This is a genomic window from Deinococcus rhizophilus, assembly GCF_030271215.1.
Taxonomy (GTDB): Bacteria; Deinococcota; Deinococci; order Deinococcales; family Deinococcaceae; genus Deinococcus; species Deinococcus rhizophilus.
The window spans coordinates 1-9,031 of record NZ_JASNGB010000121.1 but is presented as its reverse complement, the minus strand read 5'-3'; the positions used below and the strand labels follow the sequence as shown (position 1 = coordinate 9,031).

The 9,031-nt window shown below is 72.1% G+C and carries 11 protein-coding genes; 5 read left to right on the top strand and 6 right to left on the bottom strand.

Annotated elements, in window-relative coordinates; translation table 11 throughout:
* Nucleotides 1-819 (top strand): VanW family protein (locus tag QOL99_RS12045; protein ID WP_285524139.1); only part of this gene is annotated, 819 nt, incomplete at its 5' end.
* An 80-nt stretch (nucleotides 820-899) separates the two neighbouring features.
* Here the strand turns inward: QOL99_RS12045 and QOL99_RS12040 are convergent.
* Nucleotides 900-1,994: an NADH:flavin oxidoreductase/NADH oxidase gene (locus QOL99_RS12040; RefSeq protein ID WP_285524138.1), complete on the bottom strand. Its 1,095-nt coding sequence runs from the start codon at nucleotides 1,992-1,994 to the stop codon at nucleotides 900-902.
* Between the two features lie 92 nt (nucleotides 1,995-2,086).
* Between QOL99_RS12040 and QOL99_RS12035 the strand changes: the two genes are divergently transcribed.
* Nucleotides 2,087-2,503, top strand: coding sequence for a GNAT family N-acetyltransferase (locus QOL99_RS12035; protein WP_285524136.1), 417 nt, complete (start codon nucleotides 2,087-2,089; stop codon nucleotides 2,501-2,503).
* A 293-nt stretch (nucleotides 2,504-2,796) separates the two neighbouring features.
* On the opposite strand, the gene QOL99_RS12030 is transcribed toward QOL99_RS12035, so the two are convergent.
* The 4 genes from QOL99_RS12030 to QOL99_RS12015 form a co-directional block, all read right to left on the bottom strand.
* Nucleotides 2,797-3,489 (bottom strand): hypothetical protein, encoded by a 693-nt coding sequence (locus tag QOL99_RS12030; protein ID WP_285524135.1) that lies wholly within the window; start codon nucleotides 3,487-3,489, stop codon nucleotides 2,797-2,799.
* Between the two features lie 120 nt (nucleotides 3,490-3,609).
* Entirely contained in the window at nucleotides 3,610-4,398 is a 789-nt protein-coding gene (locus tag QOL99_RS12025; RefSeq protein ID WP_285524133.1) for an ABC transporter permease, read from the bottom strand.
* Nucleotides 4,395-5,198 carry an ABC transporter permease gene (locus QOL99_RS12020; protein ID WP_285524132.1) on the bottom strand — a complete coding sequence of 268 codons (804 nt, stop codon included), beginning with the start codon at nucleotides 5,196-5,198 and terminating at the stop codon, nucleotides 4,395-4,397. Before QOL99_RS12020 ends, QOL99_RS12025 begins: the two co-directional genes overlap by 4 nt.
* A gap of 24 nt (nucleotides 5,199-5,222) precedes the next feature.
* Nucleotides 5,223-6,236 (bottom strand): ABC transporter ATP-binding protein, encoded by a 1,014-nt coding sequence (locus QOL99_RS12015; protein WP_285524131.1) that lies wholly within the window; start codon nucleotides 6,234-6,236, stop codon nucleotides 5,223-5,225.
* Between the two features lie 117 nt (nucleotides 6,237-6,353).
* Between QOL99_RS12015 and QOL99_RS12010 the strand changes: the two genes are divergently transcribed.
* Nucleotides 6,354-7,088, top strand: a complete 735-nt coding sequence (locus QOL99_RS12010) for a spermidine synthase (RefSeq protein ID WP_285524130.1) — start codon at nucleotides 6,354-6,356, stop codon at nucleotides 7,086-7,088.
* Here the strand turns inward: QOL99_RS12010 and QOL99_RS12005 are convergent.
* Nucleotides 7,047-7,547, bottom strand: a complete 501-nt coding sequence (locus QOL99_RS12005) for an NUDIX hydrolase (RefSeq protein WP_285524129.1) — start codon at nucleotides 7,545-7,547, stop codon at nucleotides 7,047-7,049. The genes QOL99_RS12010 and QOL99_RS12005 overlap by 42 nt on opposite strands.
* Nucleotides 7,548-7,632: 85 nt before the next feature.
* On the opposite strand from QOL99_RS12005, the gene QOL99_RS12000 reads away from it, so the two are divergent.
* On the top strand, nucleotides 7,633-8,199 hold the full coding sequence (locus QOL99_RS12000) for a chromate transporter (RefSeq protein WP_285524128.1): 567 nt from the start codon (nucleotides 7,633-7,635) through the stop codon (nucleotides 8,197-8,199).
* The gene (locus tag QOL99_RS11995; protein ID WP_285524127.1) at nucleotides 8,196-8,711 is read left to right on the top strand and encodes a chromate transporter; all 516 of its coding nucleotides are present in this window, start codon (nucleotides 8,196-8,198) and stop codon (nucleotides 8,709-8,711) included. The genes QOL99_RS12000 and QOL99_RS11995 overlap by 4 nt, the downstream gene beginning before the upstream one ends.
* Nucleotides 8,712-9,031: the final 320 nt, after the last annotated feature.

Below are 9,031 nucleotides of genomic sequence, written 5' to 3'. Positions count from 1 at the left end.
GCCGAGCGGCTGCGGGCGGCGCTGCTCGCGGAGCGGGGGGAGGCGGCGGTCGCCCTGCGCCTTGTCCCACCGGAGCGCACGGTGGCCGGGCTGCACTCGCGCGGCGTGACCACCCACCTGACGACCGGGCGGTCAAGTTTCGCGGGCAGTCCCGACTTCCGGGTCCACAACATCCGGGTGGGTGCAGGCCGCTTTCAGGGGCTGTGGCTGGAGCCGGGCGCGGTGCTGGACTTCAACCGGACGGTGGGGCGCATCGCGGCGGACCGGGGCTTCGTGCCGGGCTACGTCATCACCGGGGCGAGCCTGACGATGGAACCCGGCGGCGGCATCTGTCAGGTCAGCACGACCGTGTTCCGGGCGGGCTACCAGGCCGGGATGGAGGTCGTCGAGCGCCACCAGCACTCCCACCACGTCGCCTACTACGACCCGCCGGGATACGAGGCGACGGTCTACGCCCCCGCCAAGAACCTGCGCCTGCGCAACGACACCGCCGCGCCCCTGCTGATGCAGGCCGAGTGGAACCTGGAGGCCGGGACGCTGGAGGTCCACCTCTTCGGAGCGGCCCCCGACCGCGAGGTCACGGTGTCCGCGCCGCAGGTCCGGACCACCGGGCTGGCCCCCGCGCCCAGCTTCGTGGCCGACCCTGCCCTGCGCCCCGGCGAGGCCCGCCGCCTCGACATGCCCGCCGCCGGGATGAACACCCAGATCGTCCGCCGCATCACCCGGCGCGGCCAGACCAAGACCGACCGCACCAGCAGCCAGTACCGGCCCTGGGGAGGCGTCTTCGCGGTGGCGCCCGGAGATGACCGCCTGCGCTGATGTGGGCAGCCGAAGGGGGGGGACGTTCCGCACGTCCCCCCCCTTTTCCTACACGCGACAAGCCACGCGCCACGCGCTCCCTACCACCCCGCCCGCGCGTACACGTCGGGCAGCGGCGGGGTCGCGCCCAGGGTGCGGGCGGCCCGCTGCGGCCAGTGGGGATCGCGCAGGAAGGAGCGGCCCAGCGCCACGAGGTCGGCGTCGCCGTTCTGGAGGACTCCCTCGGCCTGCTCGGGCGTCTCGATCATCCCGACCGCCATCGTGAGGAGGTCGGGCACCTCGGCCCGCACGCGGGCGGCGAACGGCACCTGATACAGCGGCCCCGGCGTGATGCGCTGCGCGGTCGTGAGGCCGCCGCTGCTCACGTCGAGCACGTCCACGCCCTCATAGCGCAGCAGCGAGGCGAGCCCCACCGTCTGGTCGAGGTCCCAGCCTCCCTCGGCCCAGTCGGTGGCGCTCACCCGGACCAGGAGGGGCAGGTGCATCGGCCACGCCGAGCGCACGGCGCGGACGACCTCCAGCAGCAGGCGGGTGCGGTTCTCGAAGGAGCCGCCGTACTCGTCGGTGCGGGTGTTTGCCAGCGGCGAGAGAAACTGGTGCAAGAGGTAGCCGTGCGCCGCGTGAATCTCCACGGCGTCGAAGCCCGCCACGACCGCCCGCCGCGCCGCCGCCGCGAAGTCGGCGACCACCCGGCGAATGTCGTCCCCGGTCATGGCAGTGGGCCGGGGATACGTCTCGTGAAACCCCTCGCCGTCCGGGCCGATCACCTCCCAGCCGCCCAGCTCGGCGGGCACCGCGCCGCGTCCGCGCCAGGGCGCGTAGGTGCTCGCCTTGCGCCCCGCGTGCGCGAGCTGCACGCCGATCAGCGAGCCGTGGCGGTGGACGAAATCGGTGATGTGGCCCAGCGGCACGATCTGCTCGTCGGCCCACAGGCCCAGGTCTTCCGGGCTGATGCGGCCCTCCGGCGAGACGGCGGTCGCCTCGGTGAGAATCAGCCCGGCGCCGCCCAGCGCGAACTGCCCCAGATGCGCGAGGTGAAAGTCGTTCGCCACCCCGTTTTGCGCGCTGTACATGCACATGGGCGAGACGACGGTGCGGTTGCGCGAGGTCAGCGTGCGGAGCTTGAGGGGCGTGAAGAGGAGCGGAGCCGGGGCATCGGCGGGGGGCGTCGTCATGGGGGGAAATCTAGCGCGGCGGGGCCAGTCCCCGCGCGGCCCAGGCCAGATGGCCGACGCCGGAGGGTGGCCCACCGGGGCAGGCTGGGGCCATGCGCCTCACCGACTCGCTGGACGGCCTCACGCCGGAGAACTTGCAGGGCTTTTTCGTGGGCTGGCCCAACCCGCCCACGCCCGAGACCTTTCACCGCCTGCTCGCCGGGTCGTACCGGATTTCGCTCGCGGTGGACGAGCACGGGCAGGTCGTCGGCTTCGCGCAGGCGATCAGCGACGGCGTGCTGACGGCCTTCATTCCGCTGTTAGAAGTCCTGCCGGAACACCAGGGCCGGGGCCTGGGCACCGCGCTGATGCGGCATCTGCTGGGGCAACTGGAGCACCTGTATGCCATCGACCTGAGCTGCGAGGACGACGTGGTGCCCTTCTACCAGCGGCTGGGGCTGGGACGGGCGAACGCGATGTACCGGCGGAATTACGGACGGCAGAGCGGGGTGCCCCAGGGACACGGCTAGAGCGGTGGACACGAAAGATGGTCATGCTGAGCCTGAGCGAAGCATCTCGCAACGTCGTCAACGAGACCCTTCGCTCGCGCTCAGGGTGACCACTCTTGCGGTCAACTGCCCTCACGCCGCCGGGTTTGCCAACGCTCGTGGGCGTCCCGCGCCTGCCTCCCGGCCTCCCNGGTGCCCCAGGGACACGGCTAGAGCGGTGGACACGAAAGATGGTCATGCTGAGCCTGAGCGAAGCATCTCGCAACGTCGTCAACGAGACCCTTCGCTCGCGCTCAGGGTGACCACTCTTGCGGTCAACTGCCCTCACGCCGCCGGGTTTGCCAACGCTCGTGGGCGTCCCGCGCCTGCCTCCCGGCCTCCCGCCAGAAGGCCGCCTCCAGCGCGGCGAGGTCGGGGGCCGGGCCCGGCACCGGGCGGCGGTGGTCGGTCGCCTCCAGCCGGGCGAGCAAGGCCGGAAAGGTGCGCCCGGAGGCCAGTGCCGCGTCCAGCACGGCTTCCTCGTCGGCACGGGAGGCGGCCGCCACCAGCTCGCCATTCAAGCGGGCGAGGGCCTGGAGGTCGGCCACCGTCGCCGCGTAGACCCAGGGGCCCTGCTCCCCCAGCAGGGCAAGGAGGCCGGACCACTCGCCGCGCAGGACAGCGGTCAGCACCTCGCGGGCCGAAGTGTCGGAGGGCAGCCAGGGCCGCACCGCGAGGAGATCGGCGGTCAAGCCGGGTTCGCTCGCCAGTTCCGCCCCCACCCGCGCGGCGTCGGCGGGCGAGAACACGTCGCGCAGTTCGGTGAGGTGCGCCAATCGAGATCGGACCCCGGGTGAGAGCCTCAGCGAACGGGGCCGGGGCTGGCCCAGCGCGGCCCACACGGCGCGGCGCAGGGTGGCCTCGTCCATGTCGGGGAGGGCGGCCCGCACCTCTGCCAGCGAACCCGGCGGGGGTTGCCCCGTCCAGTTCAGCCCTGCCTGGGCGAGGGCGGCGGACCAGCGCTCCATCTTCACAGCGCCTCCCTCCGGTTCCAGAACAGCCGGACGGGACACCGTCTGTCCTTCCATCTCCGCGAGCCGCTGTCCCCGGTCTCTCGCTCCGCTCGGCCTCGCCTCACCGCCAGTTCCTCAACTGCTCGCGCTCGTGTAGCTCGCCACGGCCCTGAGCCAGAACAGCCGCGTCAGCACGAAGGCGGCCCCGGCCACCAGCGGCGAGGCCAGCGCCAGCGCGGGCGTCAGCGTTCCGGTCAGCGCCTGCGCGGGCACCGTGGTGATCAAGGCGACGGGCACCACGAAGGTCAGCAGCGCCCGCACGGGCACCGGAAAGGCCGTGACCGGGAAGCGGGCCGCTCCGAACACGCCATTAAACAGCTCGCTCGCGTTCTGCGTTTTGACGAACCAGAACGCCGTCGTGGAGAGCGCCAGCCAGATGCAGTACACGATCACCACTGCCGAGAGGTACAGCACCGCCGCCCCCGCGAGGCCGCCCCCCGTCACGGTCAGCCCCGAGGCGGCGTAGGCGATCAGCCCGAGCCCGATCAAGAGGTCCCCCACCCGCAGCACGTTGAGGTGCCGGGTGCTCACCCCGAACTGCGCGTCCAGCGGCTTGAGCAGCGTGAAATCCATGCTGCCGGTGCGGACTGCTTCGGCGATCTTGCTCATGTTGGGCTGGATAAAGACGCTGATGACGCCCTCGGTGAGCATGAAAAAGCCCGTCACCAGCAGCGCCTCCCGAAAGGTCCACCCGCCCACCGTCTCGGTGCCCGGCTGCCCGAACAGCACCCCGATGCCCAGCAGCGCCACCCCAACCTCCCCCAGGCTGGCAAGGATGGCCCCCAGGAAGTTGGCCCGGTACTCCAGTTGCGCGGAGAGGGTGGCCCCGGTAAAGAGGCGCATCAGGCGCAGGTAGCGGGTCATGCCCCCACCGCCCCGTATTTGCGCAACCCCAGCCGCCACACGGCCAGCCGCACGAACCAGAACACGATCAGCCACGCCCCCAGCACCAGCGCCCCGCGCCCGGCGTCGGCCAGCGACGCCTTGCCCGCGAGAAGCTGCGCGGGGAGGCCCAGCATGTAGGGGAAAGGCGTCCAGACGGCGATGTTCTGCACCCACTGCGGGTAGAAGGCCAGCGGCGCGAACATCCCGCCCAGCGCGGCGTAGACCAGCCAGACCACCTCCCCGAAGCTGGAGCTGGATTCGGTCCAGAAGGCCAGCAGGCCCAGGCAGTATTCCCACAGGAAGCGGGCGCTGAAGCCCAGCATCGCCAGTCCGAAGGCGGCGAGGTAGTTCAGCGGGTCGGTGCTGAAACTCGCCCCCGCCAGCCACGCGAAGAGGGCCACCAGCCCCAGCATCGCGGGCAGGCGCACCACCCGCTCGGCCACGTGCGCGGCGTAGTGCTCCCACATGGGGTCCAGCGGGCGCAGCAGCTTGGGCGAGAGCGTGCCCTGCCGCACCTCCATGTCGAGTTCCCACGCCACCCACACCACCAGCAGTTGCCCCGTCACCCACACGCCCAGGAAGTAGGAGGCGAACTCGGCGGGCGTGTACCCGTTGATCCGGCCGTCCGGGGCCGACGCCGCCTGCCCCATCCACACCAGCATCATCACCAGCGACAGGGTGCCCGACAGCATCCAGATGACCACCTCGGCGCGGTATTCCACCATCTCGGCGAAGCGGGTGGAGAACAGCACGCGGACCTTGCGCCAGAGGGCGGTCATGGGCGGCCTCCCGCGCTGCGGGGACTACCCACGGACCACTTCCCTGTCCTTGCGTCCGAACAGCTCGGCCATCACCGCTTCGATGGGCGGGTCCTCCACGGTCAGGTCGGCCACGTCGAGGTCGGCCAGCAACCGGGCCGCGCGGGGGCTGACCTCGGCGCGGGGGACGGTGAGTTCGGCGCTGAGGCCGTCCACCTTCACGTCCGAGCCGTAGCCTGCCAGCGCCTCGGCGGTCACCGGGCGGCGCAGTTGCAACCGCACCGTCTTGCCCCCGCCCCCCCGCTCCACCAGCCGGGCGAGGTCGCCGTCGAAGACGAGCTGGCCCTGGTCGATCACCAGGATGCGCCGCGCCAGCGCCGTCACGTCGGCCATGTAGTGGCTCGTCAGGATGACGGTGGCCCCGTAGCGTTCGTTGTAGTCGCGAATAAAGGCCCGCACCGCCTCCTGCATATTCACGTCGAGGCCGATGGTGGGCTCGTCCAGAAACAGCACGCGGGGCCGGTGCAGCAGCGCGGCGGCGAGTTCGCACTTCATCCGCTCGCCCAGCGAGAGCTTGCGGACCTGCTTCTTGAGGATGCCCTCTAATCCCAGCACCTCGGTGAATTCGTGCATGGTGGCGCGGTACTGCGGGTCGGGAATCTCGTAGATCGCCTGATTGACCAGAAAGGAATCCAGCGCGGGCAGGTCCCAGATCAGCTGCTGCTTTTGCCCCATCACCAGCGTGATGCGGCGCAGAAAATCGGCCTCACGGCGTCTGGGCTCGAATCCGGCCACGCGCAGCTCTCCCCCGCTGGGGTGCAGCAGGCCCGACAGCATCTTGAGGGTGGTCGTCTTGCCCGCCCCGTTCGGCCCCAGGAAGCCCACCACCTCGCCCGGCGCGAGGTCGAAGGACACGCCGCGCACCGCCTCCACCTCGCGGGACTGGCGGCGCACGAACGAGCGCAGGCTGCCCAGAAAGCCCGGTTCCTTCTCGTGGACGGTGTAGCTCTTGCGCAGGTCACGGACGTGCACGGCGGCGTCCGGGGTGGGTGTGGTCATAGGTGCCTCAGGGTACGCGCTGGCAGGCCCGCGAGAATGCGGCAAAACGCGTACCACCTCCGCTACAGTCGGCCCCATGCGTTCTTCCCCCATCCCCTCCCCCGCCCAGGCCCCCGCGTGAAGCCCTGGGAGCTGCTGGGCCGCGCCGTCATCCCCGGAACCGACGGCGAGATGCGGCTCTCGCGGCGGGGGGACGAGTTTTCCATCCACCTCAGCACCCAGACCAGCGAGCTGATGAACAGCCGGATGCACGCCTCGGAGGACGCGCTGGCGGACCTGGCGTGCGCGGCGATCGGGGGCCAGGCCAGGCCGCAGGTACTGGTGGGCGGCCTGGGCATGGGCTTCACGCTGGCGGCGGCGCTGCGGGGGGTGGGGCCGGGGGGCACCGTCACGGTGGCCGAACTCGTGCCGGAGGTCGTGGAGTGGAACCAGGGGCCGCTGGGCGACTGCGCGGGGAGGCCGCTGGACGACCCCCGCACCCGCGTCCACGTGGGCGACGTGGCCGAGCTGCTGCGCGGAGGCCACAGCACCTACGACGCCGTGCTGCTGGACGTGGACAACGGCCCCGAGGGGTTCACCCACCACGGCAACAACTGGCTGTACTCGCCCGCCGGGCTCAGCGCCGCCCGCCTCGCGCTCAAGCCCGGCGGGGTCCTGGCGGTGTGGTCGGCGAGCGGGGACAGCCGCTTTACCTCCCGCCTGAACCGCGCCGGATTCCGGGTGGACGTGCGGACCGCCCGTGCCCGCCCCGGCAAGGGGGCCCACCACACGATCTGGCTGGCCCACGCGCCCGGTCCGGGGCAGGGCCGCTCAGGGCCGGGGGGAGGTCGCCCGCGGTCCACGCGCCCGTAACCACTCGGCGGCCCACGCGCCGGGCTGCCCGCGCAGGGACGGCAGGTCGTCCGGGCCGAAAAAGGCCACTTCCACCCCCTCCACGCCGTCGGGAACGGGCGTGCCGTGCCAGTCGGTGACGTGGTACACCGCCGTGTAGAAGTACGCCTCGTCGCCGTTGGGGAGCTGGCGGTGTCCGGTCGTCAGGAGGTCGAGCAATCTGGCCCCGCGCACCTCCAGCCCGGTTTCCTCGCGGACCTCGCGGCGCATGGCTTCCAGCGGCGGTTCCCCAAGTTCGCACAGGCCGCCCGGCACCCCCCACACGTCCCGCCCGGCGAGGCGCTGGAGCAGCAGGTCGCCCCGCCCGTTGAGCACAAGTCCAACGGCACCCATCAGGTTGACGGGCCGGGTGCCGATCAGCGAGCGCAGGGAGGTGATGTAGTCGGGCGGGGCCGGGTTGGAGGGGGCAGGGTCGGTCACGGTGGGGGCAGGCTAGCGCCTGGGCCGGACTGTTCCTGCCGCAGTCACGCGCTGGGCCGCCGGGCGCGGGCGTAGCCTGCCGGACATGACCTCGCCCCACCCCGCTCCACCGCTTCCCCCCACCCCTGCCCGGCTGGCCGGGATGTTCGTGGGCGTGGCGCTGGCGGGCATCGGCGGGGGGCTGCCCGCCCACACCCGGCGGGCGCTGGCCCAGCGCGGCTGGATGAATGACGAGACCTATGCCGAGACGTACACCCTCGCGCAGCTCACGCCGGGACCGAACGCGGTCAACCTCGCGGCGATGGTGGGGGCGCGGCTCTCGGGCCGGCTGGGAGCGCTGACCAGCGTGGTGGGCGTGCTGACGCCGGGGCTGCTGGTCATGCTGGGGGTGAGTGCCCTGACCCTGGGCGGGGCCGGGGACCTCTCCCCCACCCTGCAAAGTGCGCTGCGGGGCGCGGCCTGCGCGGCGCTGGGCGTGCTGCTGACCGCCGCGTTGCCGGTCGTGCGGGTGGGCTGGGGGGTCAGGGGCGGCCCGGCGGTGGTCGTGCTGACCTTCCTCGTGCTGGGCGTGCTGCGGCTGGACCTGCTGCCCGTGCTGCTGGCGATGGTGGGCGTGGGCCTGCTGATCCACCGTCCCCGGAGGCAGGGGTGACCGAGCTGTGGGCGATGTTCCTGGCCTACGTGCGGCTGGGCCTGATCAGCTTCGGGGGCACCAACGTCGCGGAGATCGAGCGCGTCCTGGTGGGCGAGCGGGGCTGGATCGACGCGGGCACACTGGCGAACGGGTTTGCGCTGGGGCAGCTGATGCCGGGGCCGAACATGCTCGCGGTCACGCACTACGGGTATGCCGCCGCTGGCCTCGCCGGGGCGCTCGTCGCCACGCTGGGCTTCTACGGGCCGACGGCCTTTGTAGGAGCGGTCGCGGCGCTGGCGTGGGAGCGCCACCGGGCGAACCCGTGGGTGATCGCCTTCCGGCAAGCGCTCCTGCCCTTTGGCGGCGGGGTGGTGCTGGCGGGGGCGCTGGTGCTGGGGCAGACGAGCGTGACCTCGTGGGCAGGGGCGGGAGTGGCCGCCGCCGCGTTCCTGCTGCTGTGGCGCACGCGGGTGAACAGCGCGGTGGTGGTGCTGGGGGCGGCGGCGGTGGGGGCGCTGCTGGGGTTGTGACAGCGGTGGCCGGACAACTTGCAGGGGGCCGCTTTCCTCCCCAGGGCGTCACGGAATACCGCGATGAGGGGTCGCTGCCGAACGCCGCTCTACCATCCCCACCCCCTTCCCGTCTGCCCGCCGCTTCACTTCGTGACCCGCACCCGGTCCTTATGCTGCGCCCATCATGCTTCATGCCAAACTCATGTTGGCGGCAGGGCTGCTCGCGGCGCTGGTCTCCTTTCCGGCCGCGGCGCAGTCGCCCGCCGAGGCGCAGGTGGTGGCGGGACTGAACGCGGCGCGGGCGCAGGGGGTCAGCTGCCCGGCCAGTGGGCGGCGGC

Bases quoted from the DNA above. Each gene is read 5' to 3' on its own strand.
- QOL99_RS12040 (WP_285524138.1), bottom strand. From the start codon at position 1,994: ATGACGACGCCCCCCGCCGATGCCCCGGCTCCGCTCCTCTTCACGCCC.
- QOL99_RS12035 (WP_285524136.1), top strand. From the start codon at position 2,087: ATGCGCCTCACCGACTCGCTGGACGGCCTCACGCCGGAGAACTTGCAG.
- QOL99_RS12030 (WP_285524135.1), bottom strand. From the start codon at position 3,489: ATGGAGCGCTGGTCCGCCGCCCTCGCCCAGGCAGGGCTGAACTGGACG.
- QOL99_RS12025 (WP_285524133.1), bottom strand. From the start codon at position 4,398: ATGACCCGCTACCTGCGCCTGATGCGCCTCTTTACCGGGGCCACCCTC.
- QOL99_RS12020 (WP_285524132.1), bottom strand. From the start codon at position 5,198: ATGACCGCCCTCTGGCGCAAGGTCCGCGTGCTGTTCTCCACCCGCTTC.
- QOL99_RS12015 (WP_285524131.1), bottom strand. From the start codon at position 6,236: ATGACCACACCCACCCCGGACGCCGCCGTGCACGTCCGTGACCTGCGC.
- QOL99_RS12000 (WP_285524128.1), top strand. From the start codon at position 7,633: ATGACCTCGCCCCACCCCGCTCCACCGCTTCCCCCCACCCCTGCCCGG.